Here is a 23,409-nt window from a genome sequence, read left to right as displayed (position 1 = left end):
TATCATGAAAAAAAAATACTTATTTATAATAATATTCTATTTCATTTCATTTCACAGTTTCGGACAAGATTGTTTAGAAAGAAGCCTCTCAGATGACGTAATATGTATTGGTCAAAATGCTTCGATTATTTTGTCAAATAGTGAAATCACTATGACTTATCAATTAAGAATAGGAGCTTCTGACATTGGAAGCCCTATAACCGGAACTGGTTCAGATATCACATTTACAGTATCGCCATCAATAACTACAATTTATTCCGTTTTTGCTACTTCAAATACTGCTTCAGTTTGCGACATAACATATGCAGATGTTTCTACCGTAACTGTAAATAATCTTTCAGTTGCTCCTACAACTATCTCTGGAATAACTACTATTTGCAACGGGCAATCTACTACACTAACAGTTAGTGGAGGTACGCTAGGTACGGGAGCTATGGCTGAATGGTTTTCGGGTTCTTGTAATGGCATTGCCGTAGGAACTGGAAATAGTATTACAGTTTCTCCTATAAGTAATACCACTTATTACGTCCGTTATAATGGGTCTTGCAACGTTACTAGCTGCGCTTCTACAGCGGTAATCGTTAATTCAGTTCCAGTTCCAACTGTATCAATTGGTGTAAGTCCAGGTAGTAATATATGTGCTGGAACATCTGTGACTTTTACAGCTAATCCTACAAATGGAGGAACATCTCCTTTATATCAATGGAAAATTAATGGAACTAACATCGGTTCCAATAGTTCGACAGCAACTTTCACCTCATCGTCATTAGTTAATACAGATAAAGTAACAGTTGTCTTAACCTCTAATGCTACCTGTGCTGCTCCGGTAAACGCTACTAGCAATCAAATTACAATGACTGTTAATGATCTATTAACTCCTTCTATAAGTATTTCTTCTTCATCAACAACAATCTGCCCAGGAAACAATATCAACTTTTCTGCAGTAGCAATAAACGGAGGAAGTACACCTTTCTATCAATGGAAAATAAACAACAGTAACGTTGGAATTAATAGTCCTAATTTTTCCTCTACCACCTTAATTGATGGAGATGTTGTTACTGTAGAATTAACTTCAAACGCAATTTGCGTTTCTCCAACAAAAATTACAAGTAATAGCATCCCAATAACAGTTAATCCCGCAATACCAACTACCCCTTTAGCTGTATCGGGAATTAGTACGCAATGTCCAACACTAAATAATCAGGCGTATACAATTGCAGCGGTAACAAATGCTACTATTTACAATTGGACTGTGCCTTCTGGATGGACAATAACTGGAGGACAAGGAACTACTTCAATAAACATAACAACTGGAAATAGTGGTCAAAATGGTAATATAAGTGTTACAGCGGGCAATAGCTGTGGAACAAGTTCGGCAAGCAATCTGGCTGTAACTATTATACCTAATGCAAGTATTGCTTCAGTTTCTGGAACAAATGCAATATGCATTGGTAGTACTACAACATACTCAGCAAACTCTGTTATATTAGGCGGTGGAACTGGCGCTTGGAGTAGTTCTAATACCGCTGTAGCAACAGTAGATTCAACTACAGGCCTAGTAACTGGAATAGCAGCAGGAAATTCAAACATAATCTACACGATAACTGGTGGTTGCTCAGGTACTAAAACGGCCCAACAATCAATAACGATAAATCCCGATGCCAATATTGCCTCAGTTACTGGGACAAGTCCAATATGTATTTCCGGAACAACAACTTTTACTGCAAATTCAGTTACACTCGGGGGTGGAACAGGAACTTGGAGTAGCAGTAATGCAGCAATTGCTACCGTAAATTCATCAGGTCTTGTAACTGGAATTGGAGCAGGGAATTGCAATATCGTTTATACTATCAGTGGCGGTTGTTCAGGAACTAAAACTGCCCAACAATCAATAACCATAACCCCAAATGCAAGTATTAGTTCCGTAACTGGTACAAGTCCGATATGTATTGCAGGAACAACCACTTATTCTGCAAATTCCATTGTACTCGGTGGAGGAACGGGGGCTTGGAGTAGTAGTAACACCGCTGTAGCTACTGTTGATTCTTCAACAGGTATAGTTACTGGAATTGCTGCTGGGACAACCAACATCATTTATAGCATAACTGGAGGTTGTTCAGGAACTAAATCTGCCCAGCAAACACTAACAATTACACCAAATACAAGTATTGGCTCCGTTACTGGTACAAGTCCAATTTGCATTTCTGGTACAACAACCTACGCCGCAAACTCAGTTGTTTTAGGTGGTGGAACTGGCGCTTGGAGCAGTTCAAATACAGCTGTAGCGACAATTAATTCATCAACTGGAGTTGTCACAGGAGTTTCAGCAGGAACTTCAAACATAATTTACACTATTTCAGGAGGTTGTTCAGGAATTAAAACTGCACAACAATCAATAACCATAACCCCAAATGCAAGTATTAGTTCCGTTAGTGGCGCCAGTCCGATATGTATTTCTGGAACAACAACTTATGCGGCAAACTCAGTTGTCCTAGGTGGTGGTTCTGGAACTTGGACAAGTAGCAATACAGCTGTAGCGACAGTTAATTCATCAACTGGAGTTGTTACTGGAGTTTCCGCAGGAACTTCAAACATAATTTACACCATTTCAGGAGGATGTTCAGGAACTAAAACAGCTCAACAATCGATAACTATAAATCCAAATGCAAGTATTGCTTCCGTTACTGGAATCAGTAATTTATGTATTTCAACCTCAACAAGCTTTACTGCCAATTCCGTAATTTTAGGTGGTGGTACAGGTACTTGGAGCAGTAGCAACAACTCGGTTGCAACTGTTAATGCTACAGGGCTTGTTACCGCTACAGGAGCTGGAACTTGCAACATAACCTATACCATAACAGGAGGTTGCGGTGGCAATGTGTCTGCCTCACAACCTATAAATGTATTTTCAGGTATTCCTGCCACTCCTGGAATACCAATTGTTCCAGTTGGTCAATCTAGTTCTCTATGTCCAATTGCCTATGGTTTAATGTACTCTATTTCAGCTGTTGCAAATGCGACCAGTTACACCTGGAATGTACCTGCTGGATGGACCATTACTTCTGGTCAAGGAACAACGGCTATAGTTGTTGATGCAGGTGTACAATCAACTGGAACTAAAAACATTTCTGTGACTGCTACAAATGCTTGTGGATCAAGTACAAGCCCTAATTATAGTGCAACTGTAGGGACTTTTGGATATGTAGATGCTGGTGTTGATCAAATAGTTTGTGCAGGAACAAGTACAGTTTCACTGTTAGCTACTGGTGGTGGATCTACTAATATTAATAATGATTTAACATGGTCCGCACCCTCTGGAAGTTTTTCGAATACTGGTAAAGCCAATGCGACCTACACCATAAATAATGCCATAGCAACCAGTGGCGGATCAGTAACCCTTACCGCAACTGTAAGGGCAGAAGGTAGTTGCCCCGTTTCAACTGATCAAATGGTAATTACCGTTTTACCTCCAGTTACGGCATCTATAGGTGGTACTACAACAATTTGCTCTGGTTCAACTACTAACATCACATTCAACGCGACGCCAAACACTACTGTTACTTACACAGTTACTGGAATTGCTGGAAGTTCGACAATAAATATTGGCGCAAGTGGAACAGCTGTATTAACAACACCTACACTTTCTGCTAGTAAAACTTATTCTTTAACAAGTGTAGCTTATACAGCTACACCAACTTGTAGTTTATCCGCAACAGGGAATGCAATTATAACTGTAAGCCAAACTCCTATTGTTACTGCAGGTGGTCCTGATACCGTTTGTCAATCTAATACCCCATCAGCCATTACACTATCTGGAGCAACTCGTTCAGGGGGAGCAACAACAGCAGCTTGGTCGATCACTTCTGGAGGAGGATCATTATCATCATCAGCACCTACGTCAAATCCAGCATCTGTGACTTACACCCCCGTAGCAAATTATAGCGGAAATGTAATTTTAACTTTGACTTCAGATGCACCAACAGCCTGCTCTCCAACTAGTGCAACAAGAACGATTACTATTAATGCGTCACCTACTGTAAATGCTGGAGGACCAGATATTGTATGCCAATCTGCAACACCATCTGCCCTAACTTTATCAGGGGCGACTATTGGTGGTGGAGCAACTACTGCTGCTTGGTCAATTACTTCAGGTGGAGGAACATTAAGTAGCACTGCACAAACCGCATCACCAGCAACTGTGACCTATACTCCAGCGGCAAACTCTAGTGGGGTAATTACTTTGACTTTAACTACAAATGCTTTAAGTTCTTGTTCACCAATAAGTGCTACAAGAACTATTACCATAAATGCCGCATCTTCTGTAAATGCTGGAACTAATCAAACCATTTGTCAATCTGCGACTCAATCGCCCATTACATTAGCTGGAGCATCAGTTGGTGGCGGAGCGACTACAGGAGCTTGGTCAATTACTTCTGGAGGAGGAACATTAAGCAATACTGCACAAACCGCATCACCAGCAACCGTGACATACACTCCAGCGGCAAATTATAGTGGAGCCGTAATTTTAACCTTAACTACAAATGCTTTAAGCACTTGTTCAACCGTAAGTGCTACAAAAACAATTACGGTTAACGCGCTATCAACTGTGAATCCTGGTTTGGATCAAACCATTTGTCAATCTTCATCCCCTTCAGCAATTACCTTAACAGGAGCTTCAATAGGTGGTGGAGCCACAACTGGAGCTTGGTCAATCACCTCTGGAGGAGGAACATTAAGTAGCACCGCACAAACTGCAACTCCGTCTAGCGTCACCTATACTCCAGCAATAAACTATAGCGGAAACGTAATTTTGACTTTAACTACAAATTCAGCTACATCATGTAATCCAACAACTGCCACAAGAACAATAACTATTAATGTTGCTTCTACTGTAAATCCTGGTTTGAATCAAACGATTTGTCAATCCCCATCCCCATCCCCTATTCAATTAACTGGAGCATCATTTGGTGGAGGCGCTACAACTGCGGCTTGGTCCATTACTTCAGGAGGAGGATCATTAAGTAATACTGCACAAACTACAACTCCTGATCTTGTTACTTATACTCCAGCAACAAATTATAGCGGAAATGTAATTTTGACTTTAACTACAAGTGCCTTGACCTCATGTACTGCTACCAATGCGACAAGAACAATCACAGTTAATACTGCACCTACAGTAAATGCTGGTGGCCCCAACATTGCATGCCAATCTTTATCACCATCATCAATAACCTTAGCGGGAGCTTCAATAGGTGGCGGAGCAACAACTGGAGCTTGGTCAATTACGTCTGGAGGAGGAACATTAAGTAGTACTGCGCAGACCGCAACTCCAGCGACCGTTACTTATACTCCGGCTATAAACTATAGCGGAAATGTAATTTTGACATTAACTACAAATGCCTTAACTTCCTGTTCCCCTATTTCTGACACAAGAACAATTACGGTAAATACGGCATCAACTGTTGATGCAGGATTAGATCAAACCATTTGTCAATCTGCAACTCCCTCAGCAATTATTTTAACTGGTGCTTCTATTGGTGGTGGAGCAACAACAGGTGCTTGGTCAATCACGTCTGGAGGTGGAACGTTAAGCAATACAGCTCAAAATGCATCACCACAAACAGTAACTTATACACCTGCCTCAAATTTTAGTGGAACCGTTATCCTTAAACTAACCACAAATTCAGCAACCTCATGTACTACCGCAAGTGCAACAAAAACTTTCACAGTAAAAAAAGAAGTAATAATTACCACTCAGCCGTCCAACACGAGTATTTGTGCCAGTTTCCCTGCAGATTTAAACGTTGTCGCAATTGGAGATGAATTAACCTATCAATGGTATAAAGGAGCTTTTCCAGGAGTAGCAGTTTCCAATTCGGGAAATATTTCTGGGGCACAATCATCAAACCTTCACTTTAACCAAGCTAGTTTATCAGATGATGGTATTTACTACGTAATTGTTAGCGGTGCTTCAGCTTGTTCTCCGGTAATCTCAGCGCAAAGAACACTAAATGTAGACCAAGCGATAATTGTATCTACCCAACCTATTACACAGTCGATATGTAGTGGATCTAATATTACTTTAACAGTTAGTGCTGATGCAAATGGTGATATGCTCTCCTTTCAATGGAGAAAAAACGGTATAAACATTGGAGCGCCAACGACATCAACAACGAACTCTTCATTAATTTTAAATAATAATACTATAACAGCTACCTATGATGTTTTGATTTCAGGGCCATCGGGTTATACCTGCTCCTCTGTTCAATCAACTACTGCCACAGTAAGTATTTATCCAATACCTACAATCAGTGGCACACTTTCAGTTTGTGAAGGCGCTAATACCCAATTGAGCGGTTCTGCATCCCCAAATGTGAGTTCTCCTTGGTTGTCATCAAATACTGCTGTCGCGACCGTAAGTAACACTGGATTAGTAACAGGTATTCTCGCAGGTTCAACTACCATTACGTACACTAATTCAAATGGATGTAAAATTACAGCAACGGTAACTGTTAATCCAACTCCAAATGCAGTCGTAACCAATGGCTCGCAAACTATTTGTTCCAGCACATTAATTACACCTATGGTCGTTTCTGGAAATGTTCCATCAACTATTTTTAATTGGACAAGAGATAATACAGGAACCGTGACAGGAATCGCGGCTAGTGGTAGTGGGAATATCAGTGGGAATTTAGTTAATACAACTTCAGCCCCAGTTACAGTAACCTTTACTATTATTCCATCAACTGCAACTTGCATTGGTATTGCCATAACTTCAACCGTAGTGGTAAATCCAACTGCTCAAGTTAATCAACCACTAGATCAAATACTATGTAACAGCAGTTTCATTACTGCAGTTAATTTTGGAACTACAAATACCGGAGGAACAACTACCTACAGCTGGACAAACAATACCACTTCAATAGGTTTAGCAGCATCCGGATCTGGAAACATAACTTCATTTTCTGCCATAAATAATGGAAATTCTCCTGTGATTGCGACAATAATAGTTACACCAACATTTACAAATGGTGGAGCCAGCTGTATTGGTGCTACAAAAACTTTTACCATTACTGTCAATCCTAAAGCAAATGTAAACAAGCCATCACCAATTGATGTTTGTAATGGGAATACGGTCGCAGCAATTACATTTGGATCTTCAAATTCAGGAGGAACTAAAACGTATGCTTGGACAAATAATAATCCTTCAATTGGTTTAGGAGCTTCTGGAACTGGGGATATCCCTTCATTTACAGCAATAAACAATGGTAGTTCTCCAATTACAGCTACCATAAATGTAACTCCTACATTTGACAACGGAGGAATTAAATGTAATGGTCAAGCTGAAACATTTGTAATTACTATTAACCCTACAGCAGAGGTTAATCAACCAAGTAATTTGACTTTTTGTAATGGAAATGCAACTTCTGCTATTACTTTTGGAACTACAAATACTGGTGGAACCACAACCTATAATTGGACAAACAACACCCCTTCAATAGGTATAACATCTGGAAGTGGTAGCATCCTCTCTTTTAGTGCAATAAATAATGGCACGACTCCCGTAATCGCAACTATTACTGTTACTCCATCATTTAATAACAGTAGCATAAATTGTACGGGGCCATCTAAAACATTTACTATAACAGTCAACCCTACCCCTACTGTAACTGTACCTTCAAACCTAACCGTTTGTAATAATGGGGTGGTTCCTGCAACCAATTTCACTTCATCGCCAGCTGGAGGTACTTTCACTTGGACTAATAGTAATCCAAGCATAGGATTAGCAGCTTCTGGAGCTGGAAACATACCTTCATTTAATGCTACAAACTCAGGAACATCAGCTATAAACGCAACAATAACTGTTACTCCAACTGTTAATGGATGTACAGGAACCCCAAAAACATACACTATCAAAATTGATGCCTCCTCAACGGGTGGTATAGTTAGCTATTCGGATGGGACAAAAACGAAAACCGACTGTCACTCCGCATCTGGACAACTTACTTTATCTGGACATACTGGTACAATTCTATATTGGGAAACTTCAATAGACGCCGGAAACACATGGACCAATATTGCTAATGGTGGTAATACAACCTATAACTATTCTACTATAACAACAAATACTATGTTTAGAGTGGCCATACAAAACGCCTCTTGTACAATAGTTAAATCAGATGTTGCGATTTTATTTATTATTCCAAATATCAAACCATCCCCTGTGAGTGCATTACCTTCCACAATATGCGAAGGTGATTCAACAACATTAACCTCAAGTGCTAGTTACTCTACCAGTCAAAATTTACAAAATGGTGGACTTTTCAATACTGCTCAACCTGTTGGTTGGTATGTAGATGGAGGGAATTTCAATGCTTCCGGCGACAACGGAAACAACCATACCTGGCTGGAAACTAATGGAAATGCGGGGACTGAGTACGACACAGCATCTAATGATAAGTTTGCTATTGTAAGAGGTGCAATCGACTCAAGGTTAGAAACGCCAATTTTTGATTTGGTCGGACTAACAACTGCTAATTTGACTTTTGACTATGCCTATCAATTAGCATCGGGAGCAACTGGAAAAGTAGAACTTTCTTTTGATGGAGGAGCTACATATCCAGTAACCTTAATTACCTATACTGGAAATAAAACGCCGTACAATAAATTTACTAGTGCAATGAGTATTAATTTGGATGCTTATTTAGGATATTCTAATTTGAGAATAAAATTTAATTTTCATGGAACGGTGAATAGTGTTAATGCTTTTGGAGGTAGTTCATGGGCAATTGATAATGTCCAAATTCCCCAAGCACCAGTTCCTACCTTAACATCCCAGTGGCAAAATTTAGGTACAGGGGCAATCATTAGTGTGAGTAATGCTACAAATGTAACTGTAACTCCTGCAATAACTACAACTTATGCAGTAACCTCATTCCTTAATGGATGTACCAGCTATGGAATTGATGGGACAACATATGTAACGGTTACCGTAAATAAAAGACCACTTGTTACTGCTTCTCCAGCAACAATCTGTTCTGACGACATATCAAACATTCCGTTGTCAAGTGCTGTTGTAGGTACCGAAACATCAACAACATTTACTTGGACTGTAGTACAAACTGGAGTGACAGGAGCAACTGTGGGAAGTGGGAATACAATTGCACAAAAATTGACAACAACTGGTGCTACATCAGGAACAGCCGTCTATACGATTACCCCAACATCCAAAGGATGTTTAGGTACGGCAAAGAATATTACCGTAACTGTAAATCCACGACCAACCGCAAACATAGGACCAAACCAAACGATTTGTTATGGGGGTACTGGTACTTTTAGTATTGCCTTAACAGGTAAAGCGCCTTGGACTTTTACGTATACAAATGGCACAACGCCTACTACAGTAACTACAAGCGCCAACCCCTATGTATTTACCGTCCCAAATATTATTGTGAATACAACCTATATCGTTACGGCGTTAAGCGATGCAAATTGTAACCCTGCAAAACCATCCGATTTAACTGGATCAGCAGCAGTAACAGTTCTAACGGGAACAGCGGGTATCTGGACTGGTTTAGTAAGTACAGACTGGTTTGATTGTAAAAACTGGGAACAAGGCCTTCCTTCTTATACAATTGATGCTCAAATACCTACTACTCCATCTGGTGGATTTGGCATGCCAGTTATTGACAACACTTCTCCATTTGCCCCTTTATATAGTGGTATTGCAACTGCTAGAGATTTAATTGTTAATCCTGGAGCTTCTGTCACTATGGTTAACACTAATAATTCTGAATTACAAATAAGCCGTAATTGGAGAAATAGTGGTGCTTTTATCCCCGGGACAGGAACAGTTACTTTTAATGGTGGAACTGCTAATCAAATTCAAACTATAAATCTAGGAATAAAAACAAACGAAACTTTTTATAACCTAAAAACCAATACAACAGGAACAGCTAAAGGCTTAAGTGTTGTAAATCAATTTGAATTAACTGTACAAAATCAACTCAACTTATTAAAAGGAGATGTCCGTTTAACAGGTGAAGCGCAACTGGTACAAACTATTGCTACATCAAATCCAACCGGTGGACAAGGTGTACTGTTAATAGATCAACAAGGTCAAAAAAATAGTTTCAATTACAATTATTGGTCTTCACCAGTAAGCCTTAATAACATAAATTATTCTATATCAAGTGTATTAAGAGACGGGACTGATGTCACCACTAATCCATTTAACCCAACTGTAATAACGTTCCTTGATGGTGCCTTTAGTGCCGACTTGCCACAAACGAATCCAATAACTGTAAGCAACCGTTGGTTATGGGCTTTTAATTCACCTGCATTATCAGATCCTTTATTAAATTATTATCAATGGAAATATGTTGGTAGTACAGGGACAATAAACATTGGAGAAGGATTTACGATGAAAGGAAATGGAGGAGTTGTTCCTATTTCTTCTTTACAAAACTATGTATTTGTTGGTATTCCAAATACTGGAACAATTCAATTAAAAATAGATCCAGAGCAATCCTATTTGGTAGGTAACCCCTATCCATCTGCCCTTGACGCTAAACAATTTATAAGAGATAATTTAAGAGATTGCACTGGTTGTACAAATAGTAAAAACGTATTTAATGGAGCTCTCTATTATTGGGATCATTTTGGATTATCAAATAACCATTATTTAGCTGAATATGAAGGAGGTTATGCTACCTATACCCTAATGGGAGGTGTAGCTGGAATCAATGATAGTTCGTTAACGGTCAATGATGGTTCAACTGGATCAAAAATTCCAAAACAATACATACCCGTAGCACAAGGATTTTTTGTAGATGCCTTTTTAGATACTGACATTTCTGGTTCAGAAATCCCAATATCTGTTGAAGGAGGTACATTACTTTTCAAAAACAGTCAGCGACAATTTGTTAGAGAGAGTTCCGGAAGCTCCCTATTTATGAAAACAAATAGCACTACTAAAATAAACAGTCCCGAAATAGATGATAGGTCAAAAATACGATTAGGTTTTGACTCTGCAATCGGTGCACACCGACAATTACTTGTAGGTATTGATCCCAATACTACAAATCAATTTGATATTGGTTATGATGCTCCCATGTATGATTTAAGCGATGATGATATGTATTGGGAAATGAATGATACCCAATTCATTATACAAGGAGTTCCTAATTTTAATGACGATCAAATTATACCAGTAGGTATTAATGTGGCTAATGAAGGTGAAATAACAATTAAAATAGATGCAATGGAAAATATTCCTAATTCACTGGAAATTTATTTATTTGACAATGTAACTGGGATTTATAACGATATAAAAAACAATGATCTAACTCTATCACTTACACCAGGAGCGTATACAAATCGCTTTTCTTTGCATTTTGCAAATAAAACCCTTAGTGTTGACAAAGCTAAATTGAATGATGGAATACTAGTATATTTTACCAATGACAATAAAATACTAAACATTAAAAATAATTTTGTAGATAATACAATAGAAAAAGTATACCTTTTCAATATTTTAGGTCAAAAAATAGAAAATTGGACTATTGATGATGGTGTGCAAGCTTCTATTAAACTACCAATTAAAAATGTTAGAACCGGAGTGTATATTGTGAAAATTCAAACTTCGAAAGGCAATTTTAGTAAGAATATTATTGTCCATTAATCGACGAAATATTAACTAAATTTTGTAAAGTTGAACTGAGAATTGTTTTTATATTTGAATCGAAAATTCGAATATAAAAACAATATAGAGTATGAAAAAAATAATCACCCTTTTAGCAATAGCTTTATTTACTATAAACGCAAGTGCTCAAGATGCAAAACCGGCTAAAAAAGAAAAAACAAAAAAAGAATCTTGTTGCATGGCAAAAGAATCTGACGCAAAGACTATGAGTGCAGAAGATGTTGCAAAATGTCAAGTAAAATGCAAGGCCGACGGAAAAAAATGCAGTGCCAAAACAAGTAAAAAAGAAGGTAAAAAATGCTAATTTAAAAAAGTATAAAATAATTTTTACAAAAGAAGGCTCTAACTAATTTAGAGCCTTCTTTTTTTACAAACTAGTAAACAACTTATTTTTATTTTATTCTAACACTCCATTCAAAATCCATTTCTGACACTTGAACTCCCTCTTCATTCGTCCCTATGGATTTCATCCAGAAAGTTTGTCCCTCTCCTGTAGCAATTGTTTCTTTGATTGCTTGCGCTATCAAGTGCCCATCCTTACATACAAATGTTATTCTTCCAGTTGCTTTTTTTGTAAAATTTCCTTTATTATTAGCCACTAACATGGATATTTTTTTTCCGCTTTTTTTAATTTGATAGATTACTAATGCTCCTGTTGAAAGCTCAGCAGCCATAGCCTGAACTGCAAAATACATCGAATTGAATGGATTTTGATTGATCCAGCGGTGTTTTACAGAGACCACACATTTATTCTCATCTATTTCTTTTACCCTTACTCCGCAAAGAAAAGCAGAAGGCAATTTGAAAAATAGAAATTTATTAAGTTTAGAGGCTGTAAGGTTCATTATTACTTGTTTTTTTGCTAATATACAAAAAAATACTATGCGTACATATAAAAATAATTTGTTAAAAATATGTTAATATTTACTACTATGCGATACAAGATACTGTCTTTTGGACATATATTTGCATAAGAAATTACTAGGTAAGCTAATCGAAATTAGTTCTGTACTTTCAATCATCAATCAAAAATCAAAAAAAATGGAAACAATTACCGAAAAAAATGCCGCTACTTTTACACACATAAGTACGTTAACACAATACTTTATTCCTTTTGGGAATTATATTTTTCCAATATTAATTTGGTCGACAAAAAAAGATCAGTCCGAATTTGTAGATTATAATGGAAAACAAGTACTTAATTTTCAATTGAGTTTACTATTGTATTCGTTAGTCCTTATTGCTATTGCAGTACCTATTTTCTTAATCACTATTTTTAACAATGTTCCTTTTGATGCTATCATTCATGATGATAATTTTGTTATCAATAATTTTAATTTTGACAACAGTATTGGTCTATTAACAATTGGAATTATGGCAGTTATTATTTTTGGCTGTTTGAAAATAGCAGAGTTCTTTTTAATTATCTATGCAGCAATAAAAACATCAAACGGAGAACGTTTTAAATATCCAATCACAATTCCATTTATAAAATAACGAGCCTATCCCTGATGGAAGTGACATCTCCCGATTTTATTTATCGGGAATACAACGGACAGCAGGAAATAGCTTCTAAAAATAATCATCAATCATCAATCAAAAAATGAACAGTTTAATCCAAAAACAAAAATGAAATTATGAACATTGAAAACACAAAAGCACAGATGCGTAAAGGTGTTCTCGAATTTTGCATCCTATCCGTATTGAAAGAAAAAGATGCATACACATCGGAAATACTAGACACTTTAAAAAACGCAAAATTACTCGTAGTGGAGGGTACTATTTACCCACTACTGACACGACTAAAAAACGACGGATTATTAAGCTACCGTTGGGAAGAATCAACATCAGGACCACCAAGAAAATATTATGGTCTTACTGAAATAGGACAAACCTTTTTAAACGAATTAAATGGTACTTGGACAGAATTGTCTGATGCCGTAAATCTAATCACAAACCAAAAATAAGAGTCATGAACAAAACTGTAAATATAAACTTAGGCGGAATGTTCTTTCATATAGATGAAGATGCATACCAAAAACTAACTCGTTATTTTGATGCTATAAAGCGTTCTCTATCCAATTCATCTGGTCAAGAAGAAATCATCAAAGACATTGAAATGCGCGTTTCGGAATTACTGAACGAGAAACAAAAAAGCGACAAACATGTTGTGGGTTTAAAAGATGTTGACGAAGTGATTACGGTCATGGGACAACCTGAAGACTATATCATTGAAGAAGACAATAAAACAAATCAAACCTTTACAGAAACTTCTAATAGAAGAGTAAAAAAACTATATAGAGATAAAGAAAAAGGAATGATAGGCGGTGTAGCTGCTGGACTTAGTCATTATTTTGGAATTGATACTGTATGGATTCGAATTTTATTAATAATATCAGTTTGGGGATTTGGAACAGGTGTATTAGCCTACATCATTCTTTGGATTGTAACGCCAGAAGCAATAACAACATCCGAAAAACTAGAAATGACTGGAGAACCAGTTAACATTTCGAATATCGAAAAAAAAGTTCGTGAAGAATTTGAAAACGTTTCTGACAAAATTAAAAATGTTGATTATGACAAATACGGTAATCAAATAAAGTCGGGAGCAAATAAAATAGGAAGTTCATTTGGAGATTTTATCCTATCTGTTTTCAAAGTATTTGCTAAATTTCTCGGTATCCTATTAATCATCACAGGATTAACAACATTAATCTTTTTACTGATAGGCGTATTCACATTAGGCTCTTCCACTTTTATTGATTTCCCATGGCAAAGTTTTGTTGAAGCAGGAAACTTTACGGACTACCCTATTTGGTCATTTGGACTATTAATGTTCTTTGCAGTGGGTATCCCTTTCTTTTTTCTAACGCTATTGGGTTTTAAATTATTGGCTCCAAACATGAAGTCAATAGGAAACATTGCTAAATATACATTATTAGCACTTTGGATAATTGCAGTAGCATTAGCAATCTCTATTGGAATAAGACAAGCAACTGCATTTGCAATTGATGGTAGAGTAGTACATAAAGAGAATATAGTTATGCAACCTACTGACACTTTGTTTATTAAATTCAAACACAATGACTATTATGCAAAAAATGTGAATGATAGAAATGATTTCAAAATTACCCAAGACTCCACTGACAATGATGTTATTTATTCAAATGAAGTTAGTTTTAAAATCGAAAAAACAGACGAGAAAATACCCTATATTCAAATAGAAAAAGAGGCAAAAGGAAAATCTTTATCTGAAGCTAAAAAAAGAGCAAAAGAAATTAAATACAACTACAAAATAATTGGAAATCAATTAATACTTGATAACTATCTATTGAGTGATTTAAAAAATAAATACAGAGATCAAGAAATTGAAGTCACATTATACTTACCCGAAGGAACTTTATTTAAAGCAGATTCAAGTGTGCAAAACTATGATAGATCTAATGATGAGTTTTTTAACTTACACTACAGTTCAGATAAATATCTTTACCAAGTAATGGACACAAAAGTAAAATGTTTGGATTGTCCAGCTGATGAAGATGAGTATAATGATGTGGATGTTGATAATAATGAAGACGACCACGCTACAGTAACAATTAATAAAAACGGGGTTTCAATTACGAATGATACTATAATTAAAGAAAACAATAATATCAAAGAGTTGAAAATAAACAAAGACGGTATCATCATTAAAACTAAATAATCATGCTAAAAATCATCACAATCATCACAAAATTTATACTGGTTGCGCTAACTGCATTATTGTTTGCATCCTGCAACTATTCTGTAAATTCAAAATCGATAAGAGGTAGTGGAAACGTTACCACTGAAAAAAGGACTGTAGAAGGAGACTTTAAAAGTATAGAAGTAAGCAATGCTATTGATCTTGTTATTGAGCAAGGTGATAATAAGGAAATTAGTGTTGAGGCGGATGATAACTTGCAAAATAGCATTACTACAAAAGTTGAAAATGGAGTACTTATTGTTGCATGTGATTACAATTCATTTATTAATATTGAGTCGAAAAAAGTCACTGTTAAAATGCCAATTATTGAAGAACTACAAGCGTCAAGCGCCTCCTCAATACGAAGCATCAATACGTTGAAAGGAGAAAAAATTAGTCTTAGAGCTTCTAGTGCCGCAACTATTGATGTGAAAATTGAATCCGATAATATATCTAGCAAATCAAGTAGTGGTAGCACTATTTCAATGAATGGTATGGCTCTTAACTTAGAAGCAATAGCTTCTAGCGGAAGCACAATCAATGCCAAAGAATTATTAGCCAATGAAGTGAGCGCAAAATCATCTAGCGGATCATCAATACATGTTCATCCCATAGTAAGTTTGAAAGCAAAAGCTTCTAGTGGTAGCTCTATTACTTATAATAATACGCCACATTCACTTGAAAAAAATTCAAGCTCTGGAGCAAGTATTGATAGAGATTAGCTTATCTAATATAGAATTATTACCAAAATCATTCATTAAAAATGGATGATTTTTTTATATTTGTAAAAACCATAATTTAATGTCATAATGAAAAATTACATCGCTGTACTTCTACTTCTTATATCTACAACTATAACATTGGCGCAAAGTAAAGAAAAAATAAAAGGATCTAAAAAAGTAACTACTGAGCAAAGAGAAATAGGCCCTTTTAATACTCTTGAAGTCGAAGACAATCTTGAAGTATACTTAGAAATGGGAGAGAAACCTGAAATAAAAATTGAAGCAGATGACAATCTTCATGATATTATTTCAATAGATTTAAGAGGTAATACATTACGCGTTTACACAAGAAAAGAAGCCATTCGATACAAGAAGTTAATTGTAAAGATTACCTATACTAAAGACTTGAATTTTGTAACTTCAAAAAACGATGTGGCTATAAATGCAATTCAAGAAGTACAGATTGATACCATTACATTTAAATCATTTGATAATTCACAGCTTTTTTTAAATGTTAATTCCAAAGATTTTCTTTTAGAGTCTAATGACAAATCTAAAGTGGAACTAAATCTGAAATCTGAAAATTCGAAAATTGTATTGAGCCAAAGTGCCTCATTAAAATCATTAATCGCAACACAAAACTTGATTAGCGATTTATATCAAAAATCAGAAGCTAAAATAGAAGGAAGCGCAATGAACGCCCTTATCAGAATCGACAGCAATTCAAAATTAACTGCCAATAAGTTAACTGTAAAAAATATTGATTTAACAGCTGAAGGCTATGCTGAATGCTCCGTTAATGCAGAAACAAATATCGTTATTGCCGCTTCAGACAAATCAGAAGTTGACTTATATGGTGATCCAAAAATAGAAATGAAAAAATTTACGGATGAAGCCAAGTTACTTAAAAAAGTAAAATAGAATCCTTATTTGATTATACTCGAATTATTAAATTAAAAAAAGGTCCCGATTTGTAAAAATCGGGACCTTTTTTTATAAAGAAATTTAATTCTCTTGATTAATCTTTGGAAGCTAAATATCGCTCTGCATCTAGAGCGGCCATACATCCTGTGCCAGCAGCAGTAATTGCTTGACGATACACATGATCTGCAGCATCACCAGCTACAAAAACACCAGCTACATTCGTTTTAGAAGTACCAGGAGTATTTATAATATATCCAGTTTCGTCTAATGTAAGAAAGTCTTTAAAAATATCTGTATTGGGCTTATGACCAATTGCCACGAAGAAACCTGTTGCTTCAATGTCAAAAGTCTCATTTGTAGATTTATTCAACGCTTTTACAGCAGTTACCACTTGTTCATCACCTAAAACTTCAACAGTATCATGGTTCATTAAAATAGTAATATTCTCTGTTTTGCGAACGCGTTCTTCCATGATTTTTGAAGCACGGAATTTTTCACTACGTACTAACATTGTTACTTTTTTACAAAGTTTAGATAAATAATGTGCTTCCTCACAAGCCGAATCTCCAGCTCCTACAATTACTACTTCTTGATTTCTATAGAAAAATCCGTCACAAACAGCACAGGCAGAAACTCCTCCACCCATTTTTAAATAGTGTTGTTCAGATGGCAGTCCTAAATATTTTGCCGAAGCACCGGTAGAAATAATCACCGTTTCACAGTGCAATTCTTTAGTATCATTAATCCATACTTTATGTACATCTCCAGAAAAGTCTACTTTAGTAGCCCATCCATCACGTACATCAGTACCAAAACGTTGTGCTTGTGCTTGCAATTGAACCATCATCTCTGGTCCAGTAACTCCATCTACATAACCTGGGAAATTCTCTACTTCATTAGTAGTAGTTAATTGTCCGCCTGGTTGTATTCCTTGGTATAAAACAGGATTCATGTTTGCTCTGGCTGCATATATTGCCGCAGTATAACCTGCCGGTCCAGAACCTATAATAAGACATTTAATTTTTTCGATTGTATCTGACATAATAAGGATATATTATAATTTTAAAAGCACAAAAATAAGTTTTAATTGCTGGAATATTGAACTTGCGCAATTAGTTTTTGTTATTCTACAATAAAAAAAACCCTTCTGTAGGAACAGAAAGGTTTTTTTGTCGGGGTGGCAGGATTCGAACCTGCGGCCTCCTGCTCCCAAAGCAGGCGCGATAACCGAGCTACGCTACACCCCGAAAGCGGGTGCAAATATAGAATTATTTTTTGCTTTTGCAAAACTATTTCAGAAATAAGAAATAATTAATTTAGAATAAAAATAATACTTTAAAAATCTCTCTAAATTATATATAATAAACGCCTAGCCCAGATGGTAGTGAAAAGACTCGCAGTACTTCCTGTTATTTTTTCTTGCTATAAAAGAGCGACTAAAAGAAGCTCCTTTTATAGCATTAGAAAAAACACTGAAGTACAAGAACTTGAAACAAACAGCTGGAATAGCTCCTTAAAATTAACGCTCCTTTTTTTTAAAATGAAATAGTTCAATTGACAACTAATCAAGCTTTAACAAATGTTAACAAAATAGATTTTTAGAAACCATAATTAATTGTATTTTTACGGTTCAAAATTTAGAAAAATAAATGGGCAAAATCATTGCGATTGCTAATCAAAAAGGAGGAGTTGGAAAGACAACGACATCAGTAAATCTTGCTGCATCCTTAGGGGTTTTAGAAAAAAAAGTACTACTTATTGACGCTGACCCTCAAGCTAATGCTAGTTCAGGGTTAGGTATTGATGTGGAAAGTGTAGAAATTGGAACCTATCAAATTCTGGAACACAGCAACACTCCCAGAGAAGCTATAGTAAAATGTTCTGCGCCAAATGTGGATGTAATTCCATCTCATATTGACCTTGTTGCCATCGAAATTGAATTGGTAGACAAAGAAAATAGAGAATACATGCTTAAAAAAGCATTGGAAGATATAAAAGACGAATATGACTACATCATTATAGATTGCGCACCATCATTAGGATTGCTTACTTTAAATGCATTAACAGCGGCAGACTCTGTTATTATTCCAATACAATGTGAATATTTTGCACTCGAAGGTTTAGGTAAATTATTAAATACTATAAAAAGTATTCAAAAAATTCACAATCCAGATTTAGACATTGAAGGTTTGTTATTAACAATGTTTGACTCTCGTTTGCGTTTATCGAACCAAGTTGTAGAAGAAGTTCAAAAACATTTCAACGATATGGTTTTTGATACCATTATCCAACGAAATGTAAAACTGAGTGAAGCACCAAGTTTTGGTGAAAGCATTATAAACTATGATGCAACAAGTAAGGGAGCGACTAACTACTTACACTTAGCTCAAGAAGTTATAAAGAAAAACAGTAAATAGTTTTATGGCAAAAGCAATAAAAAAACAAGCCTTAGGAAGAGGATTATCTGCATTATTAAAAGATCCGGAAAATGATATAAAATCCGTAGATGATAAAAATGCTGATAAAGTTGTAGGAAATATTATTGAGCTTGAAATTGATGCGATTGAAATAAATCCATTTCAACCAAGAAGTAATTTCAATGAAGAATCATTGCGAGAACTCGCTACTTCCATCAAGGAATTAGGCGTTATTCAACCTATTACCGTACGAAAATTAGACTTTAATAAATACCAATTAATTTCAGGGGAACGTCGTTTACGTGCTTCTACTTTAGTTGGACTTACAACAGTTCCAGCATATATTCGTATTGCAAACGACAATGAATCATTGGTGATGGCTTTAGTTGAAAATATTCAACGTCATGATTTAGATCCTATTGAAATCGCACTTTCATACCAACGATTGATTGATGAAATTCAATTGACTCAAGAGCAAATGAGTGAACGTGTTGGGAAAAAACGGTCTACTATCGCTAATTACTTGCGCCTTTTAAAATTAGATCCAATTATTCAAACAGGTATTCGTGATGGCTTTATCAGTATGGGACATGGTCGTGCTATAATAAACATTGAAGATCTTGACATTCAAACTGATATCTATCAAAAAATTGTAAGTCAGAATCTTTCCGTTCGTGATACAGAAGCATTGGTAAAAAACTATCAAGACAGCTTGAAACCAAAACCAGCTACAAAAGCAAAAGCAGCTTCTTTTGAAATTGAAGAGTCACAAAAGAAAGTGTTCTCTACTTATTTTGGAAACAAAGTAGATGTAAAAGTAGCAGGAAATGGTAAAGGAAAAATTACAATTCCTTTTCAATCCGAAGAAGATTTAAAAAGAATCATCGAATTAATAAAGGGATAGTGAACAAACTTATTTCCATAGGAATACTTTTCTTTATTTTAGGAAATGCTACTGTTTTTGCTCAAGCAAAAAAAGAGGCTGTTCTAGTCGCAAAAGACACTTTAAAATCAAATGATATCGATCCTTTAACCCCAGCAAAGGCGGCTTTTTACTCCGCTATTTTACCTGGTTTAGGTCAAGCATACAATAAAAAATATTGGAAAATCCCACTGGTATATGGTGCTATTGGTACTAGTCTTTATTTTTATCTAGATAGTAATAAAAAATACCATCAATATAGAGATGCATACAAACGAAGATTAGAAGGATATAGTGACGATAATTTTACTTATTTAGATAACTCTAGATTAATTTCTGGTCAAAAATTCTATCAACGCAACCGCGATTTATCCGCTTTATTCGTTGTAGCATTTTATGCTTTAAACATAATAGATGCTAATGTTGATGCAGCCCTAATACAGTTTAATGTTGATGAAAACTTATCAATACGTCCAATTATTTACCCCAATGATGTAACATTCAAAACAAATGTGGGTCTAACTCTTAATTATAATTTTTAGAGCACAACTAAAACTATTGGTTTCTCTATAATTTTTTTAATTTATAAAATACAAAACAAATGAAAATTGCGCTTTTAGGATATGGTAAAATGGGTCAAGTAATTGAAAGAATCGCGCTGATAAGAGGGCATGAAATCGTTTTGAAAAAAGACGAGCATAATACTTATGAAGGGCTATCAAATGCTGATGTTGCCATTGATTTCAGCATCCCAACTGCAGCTGTAAGCAATATTTCAAATTGTTTTGAAAACAATGTACCAGTAATCTCAGGAACAACTGGATGGTTAGAGCATTATGAAGAAATGGTTACCTTATGTAATGAAAAAAACGGAGCCTTTCTATCTAGTTCAAACTTTAGTCTGGGTGTAAATATTTTCTTTGAACTCAATGAATATCTGGCCAAAATGATGGCGAAATTAGACAGCTACAGCATTGAGATGGAGGAAATTCACCATACTCAAAAACTAGATGCCCCAAGTGGAACTGCAATTTCTTTAGCCAAAGGCGTTATTGAAAACAGTAATTACACCAACTGGACATTAGAAACTCCTGAAGCTAACGAAATTCATATTGAAGCGAAACGAATTGGAACTGTTCCGGGCACACATACCGTGACTTACAATTCCGTTGTTGACAGCGTAGAAATAAAACATACCGCACATAGCCGTGAAGGCTTTGCTCTTGGAGCTGTTATCGCTGCTGAATGGATTTTTGGTAAAAAAGGAATCTTCTCGATGAAAGATGTTCTGGATTTAAAATAAACGTATTATATCTATTTTTAGAGGTTAGCTATTTCGAGAAAAACTACCTTAAAAATTAAACTTTAAATAAAAAATTATGACACTATATCATTGGTTTGTATTTTTCTTATTCATCCAAGTTGTCCACTTTTTAGGTACATGGAAGTTATATGAGGCTGCAGGAAGAAAACGTTGGGAAGCTGGAATACCAGTTTACAATGCTATCGTTTTGATGAAAATCATTGGCCGCCCAACTTGGTGGACTATATTACTTTTCATACCCATTATTAACTTAATCATGTTTCCAATTATTTGGGTTGAAACATTAAGAAGTTTTGGAAAATGCTCTACTCTAGATTCTTTTTTAGGAATAATAACTTTTGGATTATACATTTACTATATTAATTACACCCAAAAATTAAATTATGTATCTGACAAAAGCACAACTTCTGAAAACAAAACAACTGATACATTAAGTTCTTTACTTTTTGCCATTATAGTAGCGACTTTAGTACATACTTATTTTGTTCAACCTTATACTATCCCAACTTCTTCCTTAGAAAAATCGTTATTAGTAGGTGATTTTCTATTTGTAAGTAAAGTAAATTACGGGGCACGGATCCCTATGACTACCGTAGCATTACCAATGGTTCATGATTCCATACCTTTTATTAAAACCAAATCATACCTTAATTGGCCACAATTGCCTTATTTAAGATTACCCGGTATAGAGAAGATCAATCGTACGGATATCGTGGTTTTTAACTGGCCAGTAGATACGGTTCATTATTTCTTTGAAGCTAAAGGAAAACCTGGAGTTATCAAACCAATTGATAAAAAATCAAATTATGTAAAACGATGTGTGGGAGTACCTGGCGATAGTTTATCTATCAAAGATGGAATTGTCTACATCGATGGTAAAATCTTGCAATTACCTGAACGTGCTAAACCTCAATTTTCATATACTGTAGCATTAGATGGAAAAACACCCATTGATTTTGAATATTTACTTAAGGATCTTGATATTACGGATGCTGTTTATTTTAAAAATAACGAAACAAAAGATACACTACTTTTCAGAGCACTTACTGCTGCAGGAGCGGAAAGATTAAAAAATGTTCCTGGAATAACTTCAGTAATCAGGGAAATTTCTAGAACTCCAGAAGCTGCTATATTCCCTCAAAACACCAAATGGAATCAAGATAATTTTGGTCCAATTTATATTCCACAAAAAGGAAAAACAGTTGCACTTACAGTGGAGTCATTGCCTTTTTACAAAAGAATCATTACGGACTATGAATTGAAGAATGATAATGGTGAAAAAAATGACCTTAAGGTAACAGGAAATGAAATTCGATTGAATGGCGAAGTTGTAAAAGACTATACTTTCAAACAAAACTATTACTGGATGATGGGAGACAACCGCCACAACTCTGAAGATAGCCGCTATTGGGGATTTGTTCCAGAAAATCACATTGTAGGTAAACCTATATTCATCTGGATGAGTTGGGATACCAATGGAAAAGGATTGAACAAAGTTCGTTGGGATAGAGTCTTTACAACCGTAAACGGGGAAGGACAACCACAGTCGTATTTTAAATATTTCTTAATTGCACTAGCTGCTTTCTTCGCTGGTGAATATTTTTGGAAAAAAAGAAAAGAGAATAAAAATTAGTCAAAAGTTTCAAAGTCGGAAGTCATAAAATACTCTTTT

General features: G+C 35.5%; 14 protein-coding genes and 1 tRNA gene. 12 read left to right on the top strand and 3 right to left on the bottom strand.

Annotated features, from left to right (window positions below; genetic code table 11):
- Positions 1-4: 4 nt before the first annotated feature.
- Positions 5-11,683, top strand: coding sequence for an Ig-like domain-containing protein (locus AB3G33_RS07670; RefSeq protein WP_367773873.1), 11,679 nt, complete (start codon positions 5-7; stop codon positions 11,681-11,683).
- 91 nt (positions 11,684-11,774) lie between these two features.
- Positions 11,775-12,008 (top strand): hypothetical protein, encoded by a 234-nt coding sequence (locus AB3G33_RS07665; protein ID WP_367773871.1) that lies wholly within the window; start codon positions 11,775-11,777, stop codon positions 12,006-12,008.
- An 88-nt stretch (positions 12,009-12,096) separates the two neighbouring features.
- On the opposite strand, the gene AB3G33_RS07660 is transcribed toward AB3G33_RS07665, so the two are convergent.
- The gene (locus AB3G33_RS07660) at positions 12,097-12,549 is read right to left on the bottom strand and encodes a DUF4442 domain-containing protein (RefSeq protein ID WP_367757568.1); all 453 of its coding nucleotides are present in this window, start codon (positions 12,547-12,549) and stop codon (positions 12,097-12,099) included.
- Between the two features lie 196 nt (positions 12,550-12,745).
- Here AB3G33_RS07660 and AB3G33_RS07655 point away from each other — a divergent pair, with 196 nt between their 5' ends.
- The 5 genes from AB3G33_RS07655 to AB3G33_RS07635 all read left to right on the top strand — a co-directional run bounded on the left by AB3G33_RS07655 (position 12,746) and on the right by AB3G33_RS07635 (position 17,071).
- Positions 12,746-13,201 (top strand): DUF4870 domain-containing protein, encoded by a 456-nt coding sequence (locus AB3G33_RS07655; RefSeq protein ID WP_367773870.1) that lies wholly within the window; start codon positions 12,746-12,748, stop codon positions 13,199-13,201.
- A gap of 140 nt (positions 13,202-13,341) precedes the next feature.
- Positions 13,342-13,671 (top strand): PadR family transcriptional regulator, encoded by a 330-nt coding sequence (locus tag AB3G33_RS07650; RefSeq protein ID WP_007136354.1) that lies wholly within the window; start codon positions 13,342-13,344, stop codon positions 13,669-13,671.
- Between the two features lie 5 nt (positions 13,672-13,676).
- On the top strand, positions 13,677-15,407 hold the full coding sequence (locus AB3G33_RS07645; protein WP_367773868.1) for a PspC domain-containing protein: 1,731 nt from the start codon (positions 13,677-13,679) through the stop codon (positions 15,405-15,407).
- A gap of 2 nt (positions 15,408-15,409) precedes the next feature.
- A complete protein-coding gene (locus tag AB3G33_RS07640) occupies positions 15,410-16,150 on the top strand; it encodes a head GIN domain-containing protein (protein WP_367773865.1) in 741 nt (246 codons plus the stop codon).
- Positions 16,151-16,237: 87 nt separating this feature from the next.
- Positions 16,238-17,071: a DUF2807 domain-containing protein gene (locus tag AB3G33_RS07635; protein ID WP_367773863.1), complete on the top strand. Its 834-nt coding sequence runs from the start codon at positions 16,238-16,240 to the stop codon at positions 17,069-17,071.
- Between the two features lie 97 nt (positions 17,072-17,168).
- Here AB3G33_RS07635 and trxB read toward each other — a convergent pair whose 3' ends face one another.
- Positions 17,169-18,116 (bottom strand): thioredoxin-disulfide reductase, encoded by a 948-nt coding sequence (gene trxB / locus AB3G33_RS07630; protein WP_367773861.1) that lies wholly within the window; start codon positions 18,114-18,116, stop codon positions 17,169-17,171.
- Positions 18,117-18,246: 130 nt separating this feature from the next.
- Positions 18,247-18,321: transfer RNA gene (locus tag AB3G33_RS07625), tRNA-Pro, on the bottom strand.
- Between the two features lie 402 nt (positions 18,322-18,723).
- Here AB3G33_RS07625 and AB3G33_RS07620 point away from each other — a divergent pair.
- From AB3G33_RS07620 to lepB, 5 genes are all read left to right on the top strand, one after another.
- Positions 18,724-19,491: a ParA family protein gene (locus AB3G33_RS07620; protein ID WP_367757556.1), complete on the top strand. Its 768-nt coding sequence runs from the start codon at positions 18,724-18,726 to the stop codon at positions 19,489-19,491.
- Between the two features lie 4 nt (positions 19,492-19,495).
- Positions 19,496-20,395: a ParB/RepB/Spo0J family partition protein gene (locus AB3G33_RS07615; RefSeq protein ID WP_367757554.1), complete on the top strand. Its 900-nt coding sequence runs from the start codon at positions 19,496-19,498 to the stop codon at positions 20,393-20,395.
- Entirely contained in the window at positions 20,395-20,955 is a 561-nt protein-coding gene (locus tag AB3G33_RS07610) for a DUF5683 domain-containing protein (RefSeq protein ID WP_367773858.1), read from the top strand. Before AB3G33_RS07615 ends, AB3G33_RS07610 begins: the two co-directional genes overlap by 1 nt.
- 59 nt (positions 20,956-21,014) lie before the next feature.
- A complete protein-coding gene (gene dapB, locus AB3G33_RS07605; RefSeq protein ID WP_367773855.1) occupies positions 21,015-21,716 on the top strand; it encodes a 4-hydroxy-tetrahydrodipicolinate reductase in 702 nt (233 codons plus the stop codon).
- 76 nt (positions 21,717-21,792) lie between these two features.
- Positions 21,793-23,370 carry a signal peptidase I gene (gene lepB / locus AB3G33_RS07600; RefSeq protein ID WP_367773852.1) on the top strand — a complete coding sequence of 526 codons (1,578 nt, stop codon included), beginning with the start codon at positions 21,793-21,795 and terminating at the stop codon, positions 23,368-23,370.
- The last annotated feature ends 39 nt before the right edge of the window (positions 23,371-23,409 follow it).

It is taken from the genome of Flavobacterium sp. WC2421 (genome assembly GCF_040822115.1).
Taxonomy (GTDB): Bacteria; Bacteroidota; Bacteroidia; order Flavobacteriales; family Flavobacteriaceae; genus Flavobacterium.
This window is presented reverse-complemented; position numbering and strand designations above follow the sequence as displayed.

Excerpts from the sequence above, each read along its gene's own strand:
- AB3G33_RS07665 (WP_367773871.1), top strand. The coding sequence starts at position 11,775 with ATGAAAAAAATAATCACCCTTTTAGCAATAGCTTTATTTACTATAAAC.
- AB3G33_RS07645 (WP_367773868.1), top strand. The coding sequence starts at position 13,677 with ATGAACAAAACTGTAAATATAAACTTAGGCGGAATGTTCTTTCATATA.
- AB3G33_RS07635 (WP_367773863.1), top strand. The coding sequence starts at position 16,238 with ATGAAAAATTACATCGCTGTACTTCTACTTCTTATATCTACAACTATA.
- AB3G33_RS07620 (WP_367757556.1), top strand. The coding sequence starts at position 18,724 with ATGGGCAAAATCATTGCGATTGCTAATCAAAAAGGAGGAGTTGGAAAG.
- AB3G33_RS07655 (WP_367773870.1), top strand. The coding sequence starts at position 12,746 with ATGGAAACAATTACCGAAAAAAATGCCGCTACTTTTACACACATAAGT.
- AB3G33_RS07670 (WP_367773873.1), top strand. The coding sequence starts at position 5 with ATGAAAAAAAAATACTTATTTATAATAATATTCTATTTCATTTCATTT.
- AB3G33_RS07650 (WP_007136354.1), top strand. The coding sequence starts at position 13,342 with ATGAACATTGAAAACACAAAAGCACAGATGCGTAAAGGTGTTCTCGAA.
- AB3G33_RS07660 (WP_367757568.1), bottom strand. The coding sequence starts at position 12,549 with ATGAACCTTACAGCCTCTAAACTTAATAAATTTCTATTTTTCAAATTG.
- lepB (WP_367773852.1), top strand. The coding sequence starts at position 21,793 with ATGACACTATATCATTGGTTTGTATTTTTCTTATTCATCCAAGTTGTC.
- trxB (WP_367773861.1), bottom strand. The coding sequence starts at position 18,116 with ATGTCAGATACAATCGAAAAAATTAAATGTCTTATTATAGGTTCTGGA.
- dapB (WP_367773855.1), top strand. The coding sequence starts at position 21,015 with ATGAAAATTGCGCTTTTAGGATATGGTAAAATGGGTCAAGTAATTGAA.
- AB3G33_RS07615 (WP_367757554.1), top strand. The coding sequence starts at position 19,496 with ATGGCAAAAGCAATAAAAAAACAAGCCTTAGGAAGAGGATTATCTGCA.
- AB3G33_RS07640 (WP_367773865.1), top strand. The coding sequence starts at position 15,410 with ATGCTAAAAATCATCACAATCATCACAAAATTTATACTGGTTGCGCTA.